General features: G+C 43.2%; 16 protein-coding genes and 2 tRNA genes. 3 read left to right on the forward strand and 15 right to left on the reverse strand.

Annotation, left to right across the window (positions count from 1 at the left end):
• Positions 1-2: 2 nt before the first annotated feature.
• The 8 genes from ACNOGP_RS08825 to ACNOGP_RS08860 all read right to left on the reverse strand — a co-directional run bounded on the left by ACNOGP_RS08825 (position 3) and on the right by ACNOGP_RS08860 (position 7932).
• Entirely contained in the window at positions 3-953 is a 951-nt protein-coding gene (locus tag ACNOGP_RS08825) for an alpha/beta hydrolase (RefSeq protein WP_195476521.1), read from the reverse strand.
• A 59-nt stretch (positions 954-1012) separates the two neighbouring features.
• Positions 1013-1759 carry a shikimate dehydrogenase family protein gene (locus tag ACNOGP_RS08830; protein ID WP_143865524.1) on the reverse strand — a complete coding sequence of 249 codons (747 nt, stop codon included), beginning with the start codon at positions 1757-1759 and terminating at the stop codon, positions 1013-1015.
• A gap of 29 nt (positions 1760-1788) precedes the next feature.
• Positions 1789-2526, reverse strand: coding sequence for a bifunctional demethylmenaquinone methyltransferase/2-methoxy-6-polyprenyl-1,4-benzoquinol methylase UbiE (gene ubiE / locus ACNOGP_RS08835; protein ID WP_418214589.1), 738 nt, complete (start codon positions 2524-2526; stop codon positions 1789-1791).
• A 2-nt stretch (positions 2527-2528) separates the two neighbouring features.
• The gene (locus tag ACNOGP_RS08840; RefSeq protein ID WP_007757719.1) at positions 2529-3473 is read right to left on the reverse strand and encodes a phosphoribosylaminoimidazolesuccinocarboxamide synthase; all 945 of its coding nucleotides are present in this window, start codon (positions 3471-3473) and stop codon (positions 2529-2531) included.
• 88 nt (positions 3474-3561) lie between these two features.
• Positions 3562-4554: a PhoH family protein gene (locus ACNOGP_RS08845; RefSeq protein ID WP_418214590.1), complete on the reverse strand. Its 993-nt coding sequence runs from the start codon at positions 4552-4554 to the stop codon at positions 3562-3564.
• Between the two features lie 102 nt (positions 4555-4656).
• A complete protein-coding gene (locus ACNOGP_RS08850; protein ID WP_418214591.1) occupies positions 4657-5334 on the reverse strand; it encodes a DUF5715 family protein in 678 nt (225 codons plus the stop codon).
• 432 nt (positions 5335-5766) lie between these two features.
• On the reverse strand, positions 5767-7413 hold the full coding sequence (locus ACNOGP_RS08855) for a flotillin family protein (protein WP_007757713.1): 1647 nt from the start codon (positions 7411-7413) through the stop codon (positions 5767-5769).
• A gap of 21 nt (positions 7414-7434) precedes the next feature.
• Entirely contained in the window at positions 7435-7932 is a 498-nt protein-coding gene (locus ACNOGP_RS08860) for a hypothetical protein (protein ID WP_007757712.1), read from the reverse strand.
• 127 nt (positions 7933-8059) lie between these two features.
• On the opposite strand from ACNOGP_RS08860, the gene truA reads away from it, so the two are divergent.
• The 3 genes from truA to ACNOGP_RS08875 are packed head-to-tail and all read left to right on the forward strand — an operon-like array spanning position 8060 to position 10412.
• Positions 8060-8824 (forward strand): tRNA pseudouridine(38-40) synthase TruA, encoded by a 765-nt coding sequence (gene truA / locus ACNOGP_RS08865; protein WP_007757711.1) that lies wholly within the window; start codon positions 8060-8062, stop codon positions 8822-8824.
• Between the two features lie 30 nt (positions 8825-8854).
• Positions 8855-9754, forward strand: coding sequence for a DMT family transporter (locus ACNOGP_RS08870; RefSeq protein WP_007765029.1), 900 nt, complete (start codon positions 8855-8857; stop codon positions 9752-9754).
• Between the two features lie 7 nt (positions 9755-9761).
• Positions 9762-10412, forward strand: a complete 651-nt coding sequence (locus ACNOGP_RS08875) for a DUF3256 family protein (protein ID WP_418214592.1) — start codon at positions 9762-9764, stop codon at positions 10410-10412.
• Positions 10413-10437: 25 nt separating this feature from the next.
• Here the strand turns inward: ACNOGP_RS08875 and ACNOGP_RS08880 are convergent, their stop codons facing one another.
• The 7 genes from ACNOGP_RS08880 to ribH all read right to left on the reverse strand — a co-directional run bounded on the left by ACNOGP_RS08880 (position 10438) and on the right by ribH (position 17044).
• Entirely contained in the window at positions 10438-11526 is a 1089-nt protein-coding gene (locus ACNOGP_RS08880; RefSeq protein ID WP_143865511.1) for a phosphotransferase enzyme family protein, read from the reverse strand.
• A gap of 30 nt (positions 11527-11556) precedes the next feature.
• Entirely contained in the window at positions 11557-14910 is a 3354-nt protein-coding gene (locus ACNOGP_RS08885) for a glycoside hydrolase family 2 TIM barrel-domain containing protein (RefSeq protein WP_418214753.1), read from the reverse strand.
• Positions 14911-14982: 72 nt separating this feature from the next.
• Positions 14983-15873 carry a YitT family protein gene (locus tag ACNOGP_RS08890; RefSeq protein WP_007757706.1) on the reverse strand — a complete coding sequence of 297 codons (891 nt, stop codon included), beginning with the start codon at positions 15871-15873 and terminating at the stop codon, positions 14983-14985.
• 8 nt (positions 15874-15881) lie between these two features.
• On the reverse strand, positions 15882-16091 hold the full coding sequence (locus tag ACNOGP_RS08895) for a hypothetical protein (RefSeq protein WP_186966922.1): 210 nt from the start codon (positions 16089-16091) through the stop codon (positions 15882-15884).
• Between the two features lie 242 nt (positions 16092-16333).
• A tRNA-Gly gene (locus ACNOGP_RS08900) sits at positions 16334-16406 on the reverse strand.
• A gap of 8 nt (positions 16407-16414) precedes the next feature.
• Positions 16415-16497, reverse strand: a tRNA-Tyr gene (locus ACNOGP_RS08905).
• A gap of 52 nt (positions 16498-16549) precedes the next feature.
• A complete protein-coding gene (gene ribH / locus ACNOGP_RS08910; protein WP_418214593.1) occupies positions 16550-17044 on the reverse strand; it encodes a 6,7-dimethyl-8-ribityllumazine synthase in 495 nt (164 codons plus the stop codon).
• Positions 17045-17129 lie beyond the last annotated feature (85 nt).

Here is a 17129-nt window from a genome sequence, read left to right on the forward strand (position 1 = left end):
GTTTAATGAATATATTGCCCGACAAACTTACGGACTTTGTCTGTGTACTCCTGTTTATTCTCTTTGTATGAAAGGGCGTGAGCCGCACCCGGTACTATCCAAAGTTCTTTAGGTTCCGGTTTTGCTTCGTAAAGCGGATAAACCATCCAAGTCGGAACGTATGTATCTTTGTCGCCGTGGATAAACAACATCGGTAGTTTGCATTTTGCTACTTGTTTCAGCGAAGAGGCCTCTTTGAAATTCCATCCGTACTTCTTTTCGCATAGCCAACTGGTGGTATACATCAAAGGGAAAGGAGGGAGACCGAAAGAACTTTTCAGCTCATGGGAAAATTCATCCCACACACTGGTATAACCGCAATCTTCCACAAAGCACTTGACGAAAGGCTGCTGCTCCTCACCGGATACCATCATTGTGGTTGCGCCTCCCATCGAAATACCGTGCACTACCATCTGCGTGCTGTCTCCAAAGATAGCATTGGTGATGTTCATCCATTGCAATACATCCAGACGGTCTTTCCATCCCATCTGAATGGCCCGACCTTCACTTTCGCCTTGGTGCTGAAGGTCGGGAAGCAAAATGTTGAAGCCTAAATCCCGATTGTAGAGGTAACCGATCATAAACATACGGATGGCATTATCCGTATATCCGTGTACAATAACTGCGGTTTTGTTTGTGGGTCTGGGAGCAGCCACATAGTAAGCATGAAGCTGTATGCCGTGCGGGTTGACGATAAAAGTGTCTTTCAGGGCATTTACTTGTCGCAGACTATCTACCCATGAACGCAGAAAAGGATAGTTTCTGTACATAAAAGGATAAGAATCAGCGTCTTTAGACAATATCTTGCCATCCGGCGTCAGAGATAAATTCAACATATAGAAACTTCCTCCAATGGTACAGCCGGTCAATATCAACATGACAACGATAATGCTATAGACAACTTTTCTCCTCATAATTATACCTCTTTGATTTGCCCCTGACTTCTTCTGCCGAGAGTGAGGGGAAATGTGATTTACTTATGCCAGATTTCCCAAGCGGCGAATGCTTGAAGAAGCAACATTTCCAGACCGTTTTTGACGACGGCTCCTTGTGCTTCCCCTTTTTTCATAAAAAGGGTAACATTCGGATTATATAACAAATCGTAGAGCAAATGGTTTGGAGTTACTAGATTGTATGGGATATTCGGGCAGAAATCGACCTTAGGAAACATACCTACGGGAGTAGTGTTGACGATAATCGTATGTTCCGCCATGATTTCGGGGGTTAGCTCTTCGTAAGTCAGCATATTGTCCGCTTTATGAGTGCGTGAAACGAATACACTTTCGATTCCCAGATTTTTAAGTCCGTGATAGACTGCTTTGGAGGCCCCGCCGGTACCTAGAATCAAGGCTTTCTTGTGATGGGGTTGCAATAAAGGCTGTATGGATTGGGTAAATCCGATAATGTCAGAGTTATAACCTACTAATTTTACTTTACCTTTTGGTTGGCGGATGATTTTAATCACGTTTACTGCACCTATCTTTGCCGTGTCACGATCGAGTTCATCCAGGAAAGGAATTACTTGCTCCTTGTAAGGAATGGTGACATTGAGTCCGCATAAATTGGGGTTCTCTTCGATGACTTCCATGAAGTTATTGATACTGGGAATCTCGAAATTCACATACTCTGCATCGATACCCTCGGATTTGAATTTCTCATTAAAGTATCCGATAGAAAATGAATGTCTCAGAGGATAACCGATTAAACCATATTTTTCCATAAAAGAAAAGGATTAAATTAATTAACTCACTATTTTGTCGCAGTATAAAGAGTGCAGATACCAAAGGTCAGCCGCTTGAAACTCACTTCACCGAATCCGGCTTTTGAAAGAACTCCTTTCATTATTTCCCCTTGCGGAAATACTTTGATGGTGTCCGGCAAATAACGGTAAGCGCTGTTGTCTTTGGAGAGAAGTTTGCCCAGTAACGGAATGACGATTTTTGAGTAGATGGAAAATAGTTGCTTCATCGGAAAGCGCTCCGGAGTGGTTAGCTCCAGAATCACAAGATGGCCTCCCGGTTTCAGTACACGGCGCATCTCGGAGAGACCTTTGTCGAGGTCTTCGAAGTTGCGGATACCGAAAGCTACGGTAATAGCGTCAAAGCCATTGTCGGCAAAAGAGAGTGAAGTACAGTCCTCCCGGGCAAAAGATATTTTGTCCGAGAGTCCTTCCTTCTTTACTTTTTCACGTCCCACATTCATCATACCTTCTGATATATCCGTGCCGATTAACTCAGTGGGTTGCAGCTCGCGGCAGGCAAGGATGGCAAAATCTCCTGTGCCGGTAGCTACATCCATCATACGTTGCGGATGGAAAGGGCGAAGCCAGGCTATGGCTTTACGTCTCCAACTGCGGTCTATCCCTAAGGATAAGGTGTGATTCAACTTATCGTAGGCATGCGCGATGTTGTCGAACATACGTTCCACCTGCTCGGTTTTCTTTCCTTCCTTGTCGTAAGGTTTGATATGTTGTTGCGGGTAATCCATTCTTATTCAGTCAAGAAATTCATAACGTTCTTTTCGATACGTTCAGCAATATTGCTGGTATCTTCTTTTACAAATTTCTCACCGGTGATGTTTTCGAACAATTCGATATAACGGTCGCTGATGCTCTGTACGATAGCCGGAGTCATTTCGGGCACTTTCTGACCTTCTTTACCCTGGAAACCGTTCTCCATCAACCATTCGCGGACGAATTCTTTAGAAAGCTGTTTCTGCGGTTCGCCTTTTTCGAAACGTTCCTGATAACCTTCAGAGTAGAAATAACGGCTTGAGTCCGGCGTGTGGATTTCGTCCATCAGATAGATGGTACCGTTATGCTTACCGAATTCGTATTTTGTATCTACGAGAATCAGTCCGCGCTCTGCTGCGATTTCAGTGCCACGTTTGAAGAGAGCTAATGTGTATTTTTCGAGAACTTCATATTCTTCCGGAGTAGCCAGTCCTTGTTTCAGGATTTCTTCTTTGGAGATGTCTTCGTCGTGCAATCCCATTTCGGCTTTTGTAGTCGGAGTGATGATTGGTTCCGGAAATTTCTCGTTTTCACGCATTCCGTCCGGTAACTTCACACCGCAAATTTCGCGTACGCCGCTTTTGTAAGCACGCCATGCGCTGCCGCACAGATAGCCGCGTACAATCATTTCTACCGGGAAGCCTTCGCACAATACACCTACCGTTACCATCGGGTCCGGAGTAGCCAGTTTCCAGTTCGGGCAAATGTCAGTAGTGGCGTCAAGGAATTTAGCTGCAATCTGGTTCAGCATTTGTCCTTTGTAAGGGATACCTTCGGGCAGTACTACGTCAAAGGCCGAAATACGGTCGGTTGCTACCATGACGAGTTTTTCGCCGTTGATGTTGTACACATCGCGCACTTTTCCGTGGTACACGCTTTTCTGTCCCGGAAAGTTGAAATCTGTTTTTGTTAATGCTTTCATAATGATATATATATTAAAATTATGCTTCTTTCTTTAATTTCACCACAGAGGACACAGAGTACACAGAGTCTTCATTGAAATATTTGGATTAAATCCTCTGTGTACTCTGTGTCCTCTGTGGTGAACCATTCCGTTCGGCTTTCGCTTCTTTGTCGAATTTTTCGTAAGCATCCACGATACGTTCCACCAGTTTATGACGTACGATATCTTTTTTGTTCAGTTCGACAAAACTGATACCTTTCACTCCTTTCAAGATACGGAGGGCTTGCACCAATCCCGATGTTTGTGAAGCGGGGAGGTCGATCTGTGTCATGTCTCCCGTCACAATCATTTTGGTGTTCATACCCATACGGGTAAGGAACATTTTGATTTGTTGCGTAGTGGTGTTTTGGGCTTCATCCAAAATTACGACTGCGTCATTCAGTGTACGTCCGCGCATAAAGGCTAACGGAGCGATCTGGATAACGTTCAATTCCATGTATTCCTTTAACTTGGCGGCAGGTATCATGTCTTGCAAGGCATCATATAAAGGTTGCAAGTATGGGTCGATCTTATCTTTCATGTCACCGGGCAGGAAACCGAGCTTTTCTCCGGCTTCTACGGCGGGGCGGCTAAGGATGATTTTCTTGATTTCTTTATTCTTCAATGCGCGTACGGCAAGGGCGATAGCGGTATATGTCTTTCCCGAACCCGCCGGACCGATGGCAAATACCATATCATTCTTGGCAAATCCTTCTACCAGTTTCAGCTGGTTTTCGCTTCGGGGGATGATGGGCTTTCCTGTGACGCTGAATACAATCACGTTCCCGGTTTGCTCTGCTTGCGGGGCATTTCCTTTTATAATGTCAATGATAACCTCTTCTTTCAGAGAGTTATATTCGGCACAGTACTTCTCAAGTTTGGTGATATTTTCTTCGAAAGCACACATTTCTTCCTCATCGCCCAGCACTTTGATGGCATTACCTCGGGCAACTATGCGTAGCTTTGGATATAAAGCTTTAATTAACTGTATGTTGGCGTTGTTTACGCCGTAAAAAATAACCGGATCAATGTCCTCAAGAACAATCAGTTTCTCTATCATTCAATTGTATTAAAGAAAAATTTCTGCAAATTTAATGAAACGTTTTGGATTCTCTGATTGTTTAGGGGCGAATTTTATTGCAATTTACATTCATTTCTTACGTCACCTGGCCGTAATATGGAAACAACCTTGCTTCAGCTCATATTTAATATAGCATTTTTCGGCTTTCCGCAAGTCTCTCAATACCTCTGACAGAACGAGTTTAAGGGTGTCTGCGCTGACATCCTGTAAAGGACGTCCGTCTTCATCTTCTACTTTCTTGAAGCGTTTCCAACTCACATCGAAAGTAGCCCCGAAACAATGTGCCGAATTGGCGGAAGCATTTCCGTTGCGACGGCGGAGACGCTTCACATCGTTTTGTGTACGCAGCACGGAGGTGACAATCACTTGATTCGGGTTCAACCCTTTGGCAGCCAGTGAATCGAGAAAGTTGGAGCCGATTGTATCGAGCAATGCGCTGGCACGTGGAACGAGGTAGGGGATGGAGTGTGTTAATGAATCTACTGTATAGAAATCATTATCAGTGATATGAGTCAGTTTTTCTTTCATAGTTTCCGCTTCCTCTCGGTCTGCCAACGGGCTGATACCTATCTTTTTAGCGGCTTTCAGATGTGCATCGTTCAAATCAGGGAAAGAGCGTTTGTAACTGACAACGCCACGAATGTTGCGGGGCTCATTCAGTTTCAGTGACATATCTTTCTTTTTGCACCCTGAAGTGAGTGTCGTGAAGCTAATAACTAGTAAAAATAGTGGTAATATGCGAAGCTTGTAAATAGTCATTTTGTCCTTTTTTGCCCGCAAATATACGCTATTTTTCCATACGTTCTATGCTTTGCATTATTTTCCGCTGCATATTCATAACGTACTAGGTTTTGAATTAAACAATGATAGCCTTCTTATTCTTATTGATTTCTATAGGCATTCTTTTATAATCGATTCACTATTTAGACTCATTTCATTCGTTACTTTTACTTCGTATAACTATAGTGTACTTTGCGTATGACTATAGTTATACGTAAGGAAGACTATAGTCAAACGCAAAAAGAATAAGTAATGCGGCTAATCTGATTAGGCAGAAAAAGAAATAAAAATAGTATTTGGCCCCTTTCCGCACCGTTTTTATACTGATTCGTATATATGAAAAAATGCACTGATGAGAATAAGACTTTTCTTTTTCTCATCAGCGCACTTTACTAAACTAATAAATTCGGATTATTTCTTTTTTTCTTCAGCTTTCGTTGCGGGCTTTTCTTCCGTTTTGTTTTCCGGATTAATGATACCTTTCACTGTTTCACCGATAGGCAACTTGTCCAATACACCGAGACTTGGTGCAACCGTTTTTACTAATGTATTCAAGAAATTACTTGTTCCTCCGTTTCCGCCGTCAAATACGGTGATATTTCCTAAGTTTATATGTTCGAATGCTTTCACCTGTTCACCGGCAATTTCTTTCCATTGGTCTACCATCTTGTATTGGATGGCGATAGCCGGATTTGATTCGGCAGCTCTTACCATTGCTTCGAAACCTTCCGCTTCAGCAAGTAATGAACGCTTTTTACCTTCTGCTTCCGCTTCCAGTTTCAGTTGGATAGCTTTTGCTTCTGCTTCCGCTTGTGCCAAAGTGGCTTTTGCACGGGCTTCCGCTTCACGGGTTATCTTTTCCGCAATAGCGTTTGCTTGAAGAATAGCTTCCTGCCTGGAGATTTCGGCAGGTACAATCTTTTCCGCCTTTAATGAAGATTCCACTTTCCGGGCTTTTGCTTCTTCTACTTCTTTTTGAGCGATTTCACGGGCTGTTTGTACTGCGGCTTCCGATCTTGCAGCGGCTTCACCGGCTTGCTTATCAGCGTTAGCTTGTGTTACAGCCAAATCCGCATTTGATAAAGCAACCTCTTTTTGTGCGTCATTTCGCCCGATAGCGGCTTTCTTCGCAGCTTCCGCCTGTTTGATTTCCATGTCGGAGTTCAGTTCGGCAATACGACTTTCTTTTTCGGTATTTGCCTGCTCGATACGGATATTCTTTTCTGCTTCCGCTTTGGCTACTTGAGATTCTTTTTCCGCATTTGCGATGGCTACTTGGGAGATTCTGTCCTTATCTGCATTGGCAACGGAAATTTCCTGCAATTTCTTTGTTTCCGCAATGGCGATATCCTGGTCTTTACGCGTCTCGGCAACCTTTGTTTCCCGTTCTTTTATTTGATTGGCAATCTTAATGGCACCTAATTTTTCCTGTTCCTCGATGTTCGCTTGCGCCTCATTCTGTGCCTTACTTTCGGCTTCCTTACCTAAGTTTACGATATAGTTGGCAGCGTCACGGATATCACTGATATTGATATTCATGAGGTACAGACCGAATTTGCGAAGTTCCGTATCGATATTGTCTTTTACTTTAGAAAGGAACTTGTCGCGGTCGGAGTTCAGTTCTTCAATCGTCATGTCGGCGATAACCAAACGCATCTGCCCATAGACTACATCTGTAATCAGATTCTGTTTGTCGTCCATTGTCAGCCCTAACATACGTTCGGCGGCATTTTGCATCACTTCCGGGTCGGTGCTGATGGCTACAGTGATAGTAGTCGGTACATCGACACGTATATTCTGTGCGGAAAGAGCCCCCGTCAGTTTGCAGTCGATCTGCATCGGCTTCATTGACAAGAACTCATACCCTTGGATAATCGGCCATACAAAGGCTGCTCCTCCGTGATATAGCTTTGCGGATTTTTTGTCTCTTCCTGTCTTACCGTATACAACGAGGACTTCGTCACTCTTACATTTGCGATAACGAGACAAGATACCGATAAAAGTGAGTAAGATGACCGCCACTAATATAGCGACCATGATTAGAATTTCTTGTGTCATAGATTTGTGTATTTTAAATAGTTACTGAATATACAATGTCCCGTTCTGATATCGGGTGATAACCGTATGGTCTCCCGTTTGATACGTCTTCCCCGATTCGGAGATTACGTCCACTTCGCGCATGGCTCCATCCCGTTTTGTCTGTACGGTGTATCTGCCGTCATTTTGCTTGAAGTAGATCGTACATTCGCGTCCGACCAACTGTTCTGTCTGTTCGGAACGGTTTACCTGTTGTAGTTGGAAAGCTTTTTTATACAAGAACCAGACAGCGAGAACGAAACAGAGTCCTACAAAGATTGCAACGGCATAGGTCTGAATCTCCGTATTTCCTGCCAAATACATGTACCAGCCAAATCCGATTCCGAAATGGGTGAGCCCCTTGAAAGAAACTACGCTGCTGATGTCAGTGTCTACGTCAACATCAGCGTCTATATCTCCGAAGAAGATTGATAGAATAAATTGAATCACAAAAATGCCTGTTGTGACGAGGGCGATAATGAGGAAAATAGTACTGCTCATAATTGGGTACAGTTAGTGAATCATCCATATTGTTTTTCAAATATACGAGTTTATGCGAACTATACAAAGATAAATAAGATAAAATGACTACTTTTGCACGCGAAAATTCAAAAAAGGAGGAATAAGCGTGCAAAGGTATTTTATTTATTTGGCTTATGATGGAACCAACTATCACGGTTGGCAGATTCAACCGAATGGAATTAGTGTGCAGGAATGCTTGATGAACGCATTGTCTACCTTTCTGCGTCGTGAGATAGAAGTTGTGGGAGCGGGGAGAACCGATGCGGGGGTGCACGCCTCTTTGATGGTCGCCCATTTTGACTATGATGAACCGTTGGATACGGAATCCGTTGCCGACAAACTGAATCGTTTGTTACCGCCTGATATTTCTGTCTACCGTGTTTGCCGTGTCCGGCCGGAGGCTCATGCGCGTTTTGATGCGACAGCCCGGACTTACAAATATTATGTGACCACTGCCAAATATCCTTTCAACCGGCAATATCGCTGCAGGGTTTACAGTCCGTTGGATTATGAACGTATGAATGAGGCGGCGAAAGTGCTTTTCGAATATACTGACTTTACGAGTTTCAGCAAGTTGCATACGGATGTAAAGACAAATATCTGCCATATTACTCATGCGGAATGGACACGGGAAGAGGACGCCACTTGGGTGTTTACCATCCGGGCCGACCGCTTTTTGCGGAATATGGTGCGTGCCATAGTGGGCACACTGATTGAAGTGGGGCGTGGAAAGCTTTCCATTGAGGGCTTCAGGCGAATTATAGAACAGAAAGACCGTTGCAAAGCCGGGACTTCCGCTCCGGGACAGGCTTTGTTTCTGGTGAATGTGGAATATCCCGATACGATATTCCTTTCTCCTACACACCTTTAATTCTTAATTTTTAATTCTTACTTATTTTCTATGTGGTTATTGTTGGCTTTTCTATCAGCTACTTTGTTGGGCTTTTATGATGTATTTAAAAAGAAATCACTGAAAGACAATGCGGTGCTTCCTGTATTGTTCTTGAACACTTTCTTTTCCAGCCTTATCTTCCTGCCGTTTATCCTGTTCTCTATATATGAGCCGAATCTGTTGGGAGGAAGTATATTCAATGTCCCTGTTGCGGGTTGGGAACAGCATAAATATATTATCATCAAGTCATTCATAGTGCTGTCTTCATGGATATTCGGTTATTTCGGGATGAAACATTTGCCCATCACGATCGTAGGACCGATCAATGCCACCCGTCCGGTGATGGTTCTTGTAGGGGCAATGCTCGTGTTTGGCGAGCGGTTGAACCTTTATCAATGGATCGGTGTGCTGCTGGCTGTTGTCTCTTTTTTCATGCTGAGCCGTTCTGGAAAGAAAGAAGGAATCGACTTCAAGCATAATAAATGGATATTCTTTATCGTGCTGGCTGCGATAACGGGAGCTATCAGCGGATTGTATGACAAGTATCTGATGAAGTCATTGAACCCGATGTTGGTGCAGTCCTGGTATAATGTTTATCAGGTTTTTATTATGTGTCCCATTCTATTATTGCTTTGGTGGCCGAAAAGAAAGTCGACTACCCCTTTTCGCTGGGATTGGACGATTATCCTTATTTCCATTTTCCTCTCTGCAGCCGACTTTGTCTATTTCTATGCATTGAGTTATGATGATTCCATGATTTCCATTGTTTCGATGGTTCGTCGGGGAAGTGTAATTGTTTCTTTCATTTTCGGTGCGCTTTTCTTCCGTGAAAAGAATTTAAAAAGCAAAGCGATTGACCTTATACTAGTGTTAATCGGAATGATATTCTTATATTTGGGGACTAAATAAGATAAATATGAAAATAAATAAATTAGCAGTCGCTATCTTTTTTTCTGTTGTCGGGAGCATTTCTATGACTTCTCTTCAGGCGCAAGAAGCTAAAACCGTATTTGTGAATATGCCGGATTCTTTGAGTCCTCTGCTGACCAAAGTAAATCGTGAAGACTGTATCGACTTTCTGGAAAGTAAGATGAGGGCACAGGTAGAGAACCGATTCGGTAAGAAATCGGAAATGACGGATTTAAGTAAAGACTATATCCGTATGCAGATGTCTCCACAGACTACGTGGCAAATGAAATTATTAGCGTTGAACGATACGACGAATATTATTTGTACTATTTCTACGGCTTGCGCTCCTGCTTGCGACAGCCGTATTCACTTTTATACTACCGACTGGCAACCGCTTGCAGCTTCTCAGTTTATCACTTTACCGATATTGAACGATTTCCTGAATACTCCGGAACCGACAGCTGTTTATGAATTTGATGAGGCTAGCCGTCCGGCAGATATGCTACTGATGAAAGCTGACTTTAATAAAGAGAATACAGAGCTGACCGTTACCTTGACCACTCCCGATTATATGTCAAAAGAAACGGCAGAGAAACTGAAGCCGTTTCTCCACCGTCCTATTGTTTATCGCTGGGAGAATGGAGTTTTTACCAGGTAAACTCTCCACTCTCAATTCTCCACTCTCAACTTTTTAAGCATTCGTTGATGAATTCCACCATTTCCGGTGTGTGAGCTTCTACGCTTTGCAATAACTTGAATTGTGCTTTGGTGCGAACCAAGTTATGTTCGGGATATTTAATCTTATAGTAAGTATCTCCATTGATGTAATCAGCCAAGAACCGTACACACTGCATATAAGGGAATAGAGCGGCTGCATAAGGAAGATTCTCGATCTCTATCGGAGTCAGGAATGACTTGGCGCCTTCCAGATAGCCTTTTGTAAATGCCTTGAATATTTCCATATTGAAGTTGACACGATCCAAATCCTTGTCGTCCTCATCGCCCGTATTGGCTCCCGTACGGAGGAAATCACCGTAGTCGGAGAAGATAAAGCTGGGCATTACCGTATCCAAGTCAATGACGCACAACACTTTGCCATCTTCGTCGAACATCATATTATTAACTTTCGTATCGCAATGGCAGACCCGTTTGGGGAGTTTACCTTCCCGATACAGACGTTCCGCTTTACACATTTCGTCTGCACGTTTTTCTATTTCATCCAAATAGTACTGTACTTCTGCCACTCTTCCGGCTGCATTCGCTGCAACAGCGTCACGAAGTTGTTTGAGACGGAACTCCATGTTGTGGAAGTCGGGAATCGTTTCGCCCAGTGTTTCCGGAATATCGGCCAGCATAGCCTGGAAATTACCGAATGCTTTTCCGGCATAATTTGAATATTCGGGATTGACCGTCTCGTAGGTCTTTGCACGTGGGATGAATACCATCACACGCCAGTAACTTTCACCGTCGAACCAATATGTCTTGCCTTCTTCCGTTTCGAGGAAGTTCAACACCTTGCGGTCAATATCCGCTTCGCCTGCTTCTGTCAGTTTTTTGCGTATATGTCCTGTAACGGCGGATATATTTGCTTGAAGCATTTCTACATTCTGAAAGATAGCATGATTGATGCGTTGCAGGACATAGTCGGGGGCATCTACCTCTTTGGTGTTTACTTTATAGGTGTCGTTGATAAGTCCTGTTCCTAAAGGCTTGATCTCTTCTACTGTGCCTTGAACTTTGAATTTAGCTACAATGCCAGATAAATCTTTCATGGGTCTTTTCTTTAAAAATTTATACTAAGGTTATCGATAATCATATTTAGCGGCTTCATTGGCCTGACCGGGAGAACGGACGGGGACGAGTGTGAATCCCCAATTGTATTCGCGATTGGCCGGAATCTGATAGATTGGTTCCGGACGTGAACCCCAACTGTCATAGCCACCCACGCCTTGTTGCTTCATATCCACACATACTTCCACGAAGTCTCTTGGAGTGATGTCATTGACATGATGCATTCTTCTCAGAACATTACGTGCCGCTTTTTCATTGTGATTGGCAACTTCTTCGGGGGTGAAGTTACTCCATTGGTAAGGATGAGGAAGCGCTTCTTCCGAATCGAAATCTTCGATGGAGTTGCGTAAAGTGTTGAATCCGACTAAGCTGTCGGCTACAATGACCAGCCCCTTACCTTTGTCCGGAGACAGGGCAATCCAACGTGTATCGGTGCGATGTCCGTTTTCTTGCGGACGAACATAGTTGAAATACATTTTGTCTGCCGTTGTCTTATATACACCGACAACTGTTCCGTGATTACGGTCGATGTAATTTTCTTCCGGACCGCGACCGAAGTATTGTATGTTATTCATCTGAGCCGGCAGACGGAAACGTACTCCGATGCGTGGAACCTCCAACTTGGAAGCCGCTTTGCGGGCTGCATCACTCCCGGGAGTGAAAGTAGCCATGCGGGTAGCTTCGGAAACTTCCGTTTCTGCCGCTTGCATATCCGTAGAAGTAAACTTGGCATTCACATTGACCACTCCGCTCGGATAGATTTTGTAAGTGACTATATAAAGGTTTCCGGCAGCCAACAAGTAAGTTGCATTTAATGAAACCACTTTATTCTCATTCGTCATGCTGACGTCCGTCACATGGAAGTTCTTGCTCGACTCTTTCCAAACTTGTAAACGTTTGGGAGCGCCGTTTCCATAATCATTGTCATTGGGAGCACGCCAGAAATTAGGTTGGATACCGAATCCATCCTTGAAATATTCAGTACCGTCTACTTTATAGGAAGTCACCAGACCGCTTTTCTTATTAAATACGAAATTTACCTTTGAAGATGATACAATGAGTTCATCTCCTTGTGTGGATGTGCTTAGTGCAGGTCCGCTGACTTTATAAGTTTCTTTTTCTGCCTGAACAGGAAGTTGGAACTGGTCGTATGCTATTTCATAACCAATCGGAATTAAAGGTTCCGGCTCCACTGTCGTTACGCTGAAGTTGACAAAATATTCTGTTCCCGGCTGTGCTTTCAGCCCATTGACCGGTACTGTGAATTCTTTGGAAGCTTGCGGTTCGATATCCAATGATACCTTGCCGCCTCTTATGATTTTGTTGTTAGCGACCACATTATAATGAATCTGATATTTTTTCAGATTAGTGAAGTAGAAACGATTGGTAATCTTGAATTTGCCGGATGCGATGTCTGTTGCTTCAAATCCTACATTCTGATGTACATACTTCACTTCAGCCATTGCGGGGTGCGGACCTCGGTCGGGGTTTACAAGACCGTTGCAAAGGAAGTTACCGTCGCTGGGCGCATTTACACCGAAATCGCCTCCGTATGCCCAATATTCTTTCCCGTTTTTGTCTTTTTGGAGAATACCTTGATCTACCCAGTCCCAAATATATCCACCCTGAAGATTCGGATACTTATAGATAGCCTGCCACTGTCCCCACAGGTTTCCGGTGGAGTTACCCATAGCGTGCGCATATTCGGAAGGAGCTACAGGGCGGTCACTGCCGTTTTTGCCGATACTTTCCAACCAATCGGCACCCGGATATTGAGGAACATACATATCGGAGTTCCACTCCCATTGAGCACGTTCGTAGTTAACGGGGCGTGCCATGATATTCTTATCCGCTTCTTTCAGCCATAGGTAAGTCTGATAGAAGTTATATCCGTTTCCAGCTTCATTGCCCAATGACCAGATGGTAACACTCGGATAGTTTTTGTTACGTTCGAACATATTGATCGTACGGTCCATGTGTGGTTTCAGCCATTCGGGGTTGTTACCCAATGTGCCGCCTTTACGGAGATCGTAGTACATTCCATGACTTTCTATGTTTGCCTCGTCATAGACGTACAGCCCGTATTCGTCGCAAAGTTCGTAGAAGCGGCGGTCTTGCGGATAGTGGCAAAGACGTACGCTGTTCAAGTTATGTTGTTTCATCAACTCGAAGTCACGACGCATCAAATCCTCTGGCACGTAATGTCCTGTAGCCGGGTTGTGTTCATGGATATTCACTCCTTTCAGTTTCAGAGGTTGGCCGTTGATGAATAAGCAGACATACGGCTGTCCGTTGGCGGCTTTTTGTTCGATCGGCTTAATCTCGATGCGGCGGAAACCGATATTGAAAGGAACCATTTCCACAATTTTATCTCCGTCCTTGATATACATCAGCAGTTTGTAGAGATTGGGGTGTTCTGAGGTCCATGTCTTTACATCGGGTATTTCTATTTCCGTATGTCCGAAGAGAGAAACCGTACTGTTGGCGTTGAATGCGGAATTCTTTTCGCTTTCGGCGATTACCTTATTTGTTTTCGGATCAAAAACCTTATATCCGATAATATAATCTTTGGAAGTTTGAGAACCGGTATTGCGGATATCCATAGTCAACTTGAAGATACCGTTTTTATAAGTATCATCCAATGTCGATGTTACCCGGAAATCCTTGATTGCCACTTTGGGCTGTGAATAGAGGTATACGTCACGTTCGATACCGCTTATACGCCAGAAGTCCTGACATTCGAGATAAGAACCCGTACTCCAACGGAAGATCTTTAGGGTGAGTACGTTCTTGCCGGGTTTCACATGTTTATTGATAAGGTATTCAGCGGGATTCTTAGAATCTTCGCTATATCCCACTTCCTGTCCGTTGATATATACGTATACACCGGATTTGGCTCCGGCCAGATGCAGGTAGATATCCCGTCCGTCCCAATCGGAGGGAATGTCGATATTCCGGCGGTATACTCCTACCGGATTCGCTTCGGGCAGGGTAGGAGGCTGAGGGTTACGCGGTTTGAACTCGTATCCGTGATTCGTGTAGATGGCTGTTCCATGTCCTTGTACTTCCCAGTTACCGGGTACTTGAATATTATCCCACGATTCTGTGCTGATATTCGGATCGGTAATGTTATCAGGAAGTTTTTTATAGGAATCTACAAAATAGAACTTCCATGTTCCATTCAATAAGCGGTAATATTTGCTTCGCTCAAACTTGCCGCTTAGCGCATCGTCGCGGTTGTCATACGTCATAAACACAGTACGGGGGTACTCTTTGTTGACAGCAACTACTTGCACGTCTTGCCAATAAGGCTTTACAGCGTTCTCAGCCGTCGCATTAAATGTTGTCAGGGAAACGATTCCCATGAAAATGCCTGTTAATAACTTGGGGGTTGGTCGAAATTTCATGTTTTTCAATATTGGTTTTTCATTTCTTGTTTATTTTATTTTTATATGATCAAATCCTTCTCCATACACTCCGATGACTGCACTTTGTGAAACAAAAGCATTCGGGTCTATATCTTTAATCAACCGGAATATGATAGGTGATTCCCGTTTTTTCGCTAATACGAACATCATCTTCACTTCACGTCCCGTATAAAAACCGGTTGCATTGATAATCGTCACTCCCCGATGTGGATATTCGTTAATACACCGCCCTATTTCTTCATATTTGTTGGATATGATAAAGAATTGTACGGATTGGCGTGCGCTGTTCACTACCTGGTCAAGAACGAAACTACAAATATATAGAGTTACAAATCCATACACCACTTTTTCCCAGTCTTTTAAGACAAAATAACTGGAAGAGATAATAATCATATCACAAATTAATACAACTCGTCCTAAAGTGATGTCTCTATATTTGTTGATGATGGCAGCGATAATGTCTGTTCCGCCTGTACTCCCGTTGGATGAAAAGGCTACACCGATACCACCTCCGCAAAATGAGGCTCCTATGACACATGCCATGAATGGCTGGTCGTGAAGCAGACTGATACCTGTCGCCATCTTTTGAATAACAGACAAAAAGAAGGTCAAAGTGAATACTCCAAAAATCGTTTTGATACAGAACTTCAACCCTAATAATTTAAGGGCAAGCAAAAGCAAGAAAAAGTTGATGGCGAAATATGTGTATTGCACGGGGAAGCCGGTAGCCCAATATACGATAGATGCGATACCCGGTACTCCTCCGGTGGTTATATCGTTAGGTAGTAAGAATACTGTCCAGCCGATGCCGTACAAAATCATGCCGACGGCAATCATTACATAATCTCTGGCTTCACGGATAATGCTCTGTTTGGAGGGTTTTGGAATAGCTGTTTTCATAAATGTATTTACTTTGTTTCATCCGCCATGTGTGAAAACGGGATTTCAACCGGAGATGAATTGTTCTCGATGGAAAGTCTGTTCAGTTCGGTGGGACGGGTAGGAGTTGCCACTTTGGGAACGAAAGCTGCTTGAGTTTTAGGTGGGTGTGTGCAGCTATCATGCCAGGTTAGCAGTGTTAGACCGATTGCAGTAACTGTAAGTAGTCTTTTCATCATATTTTATTTTTTAATAAGGGTTACTCCTCTTTTCATTTGAGTGTCAAAAGTAATAATTTTATTCATATTTCAAGTAGAAAATAGATATTACTTTTTTCTTAATCATTTGTACTTGTATGGAGCTTTGATAATATTTTTTATAATTTCTGTTTGTATAGTTTCGGTTTCATGGTGCAGAGATAATTTTGGCGGTCTAAAGTATATAAAAAAAGAGAATCCAATTTCTCAGATTCTCTTTAGAGAGCGGAAGACGGGGCTCAAACCCGCGACCCTCAGCTTGGAAGGCTAATGCTCTATCAACTGAGCTACTTCCGCAATTTTTGTGGGCAAAGATGGATTCGAACCACCGAAGGCGTAAGCCAGCAGATTTACAGTCTGCCCCATTTGGCCACTCTGGTATTTGCCCTTTATTTTGCTCTTGAGGAGGTTTGTTTCTCAATTGCGGTGCAAAGATACAACTATTTATTTAAACTCCAAACAAAATCAATCATTTTTATTGCAGTGATTGCACATTCGTCTCCTTTGTTACCCAGCTTACCACCGGCACGATCCTCTGCTTGCTCCATTGTATTGGTGGTAATTAATCCGTAAATTACTGGTATATCGCCAGTTGCGTTTAACTCGGTAATTCCTTGAGTGGCTCCCATGCAAACGTAATCAAAATGCAGAGTATCTCCTTTAATTACGCAACCTATTGCGATTATTGCGTCAATATCACAATTTTCCATCATTTGATTAGCGCCAAAGGTAAGTTCGAAACTTCCGGGTACGGTTTTTACCAGAATATTTTCATCTTTGGCTCCATGTTTTTTTAATGTATCGACCGCTCCTTTCAGTAAAGCACCTGTAATATTGAAGTTCCATTCAGATACAACAATGCCGAATTTCATATTTTCTGCATTCGGAACGGAGTTGAAATCGTATTCGGATAAATTATGGTAAGCTGTTGCCATAGTAAGTAGTAATTTGAATTTTGGGGATTGACTTTTAAACGTAAATAACGCAGATAATGCGGATTTGTTCATTTTGAAATTCGCG

The organism is Bacteroides difficilis (assembly GCF_048319815.1).
GTDB classification, from domain to species: domain Bacteria; phylum Bacteroidota; class Bacteroidia; order Bacteroidales; family Bacteroidaceae; genus Bacteroides; species Bacteroides zhangwenhongii.

Coding starts and splice junctions, on each gene's coding strand:
- ACNOGP_RS08825 (WP_195476521.1), bottom strand. CDS start 953: ATGAGGAGAAAAGTTGTCTATAGCATTATCGTTGTCATGTTGATATTG.
- ACNOGP_RS08830 (WP_143865524.1), bottom strand. CDS start 1,759: ATGGAAAAATATGGTTTAATCGGTTATCCTCTGAGACATTCATTTTCT.
- ubiE (WP_418214589.1), bottom strand. CDS start 2,526: ATGGATTACCCGCAACAACATATCAAACCTTACGACAAGGAAGGAAAG.
- ACNOGP_RS08840 (WP_007757719.1), bottom strand. CDS start 3,473: ATGAAAGCATTAACAAAAACAGATTTCAACTTTCCGGGACAGAAAAGC.
- ACNOGP_RS08845 (WP_418214590.1), bottom strand. CDS start 4,554: ATGATAGAGAAACTGATTGTTCTTGAGGACATTGATCCGGTTATTTTT.
- ACNOGP_RS08850 (WP_418214591.1), bottom strand. CDS start 5,334: ATGACTATTTACAAGCTTCGCATATTACCACTATTTTTACTAGTTATT.
- ACNOGP_RS08855 (WP_007757713.1), bottom strand. CDS start 7,413: ATGACACAAGAAATTCTAATCATGGTCGCTATATTAGTGGCGGTCATC.
- ACNOGP_RS08860 (WP_007757712.1), bottom strand. CDS start 7,932: ATGAGCAGTACTATTTTCCTCATTATCGCCCTCGTCACAACAGGCATT.
- ACNOGP_RS08870 (WP_007765029.1), top strand. CDS start 8,855: ATGTGGTTATTGTTGGCTTTTCTATCAGCTACTTTGTTGGGCTTTTAT.
- ACNOGP_RS08875 (WP_418214592.1), top strand. CDS start 9,762: ATGAAAATAAATAAATTAGCAGTCGCTATCTTTTTTTCTGTTGTCGGG.
- ACNOGP_RS08880 (WP_143865511.1), bottom strand. CDS start 11,526: ATGAAAGATTTATCTGGCATTGTAGCTAAATTCAAAGTTCAAGGCACA.
- ACNOGP_RS08885 (WP_418214753.1), bottom strand. CDS start 14,910: ATGGGAATCGTTTCCCTGACAACATTTAATGCGACGGCTGAGAACGCT.
- ACNOGP_RS08890 (WP_007757706.1), bottom strand. CDS start 15,873: ATGAAAACAGCTATTCCAAAACCCTCCAAACAGAGCATTATCCGTGAA.
- ACNOGP_RS08895 (WP_186966922.1), bottom strand. CDS start 16,091: ATGATGAAAAGACTACTTACAGTTACTGCAATCGGTCTAACACTGCTA.
- ribH (WP_418214593.1), bottom strand. CDS start 17,044: ATGGCAACAGCTTACCATAATTTATCCGAATACGATTTCAACTCCGTT.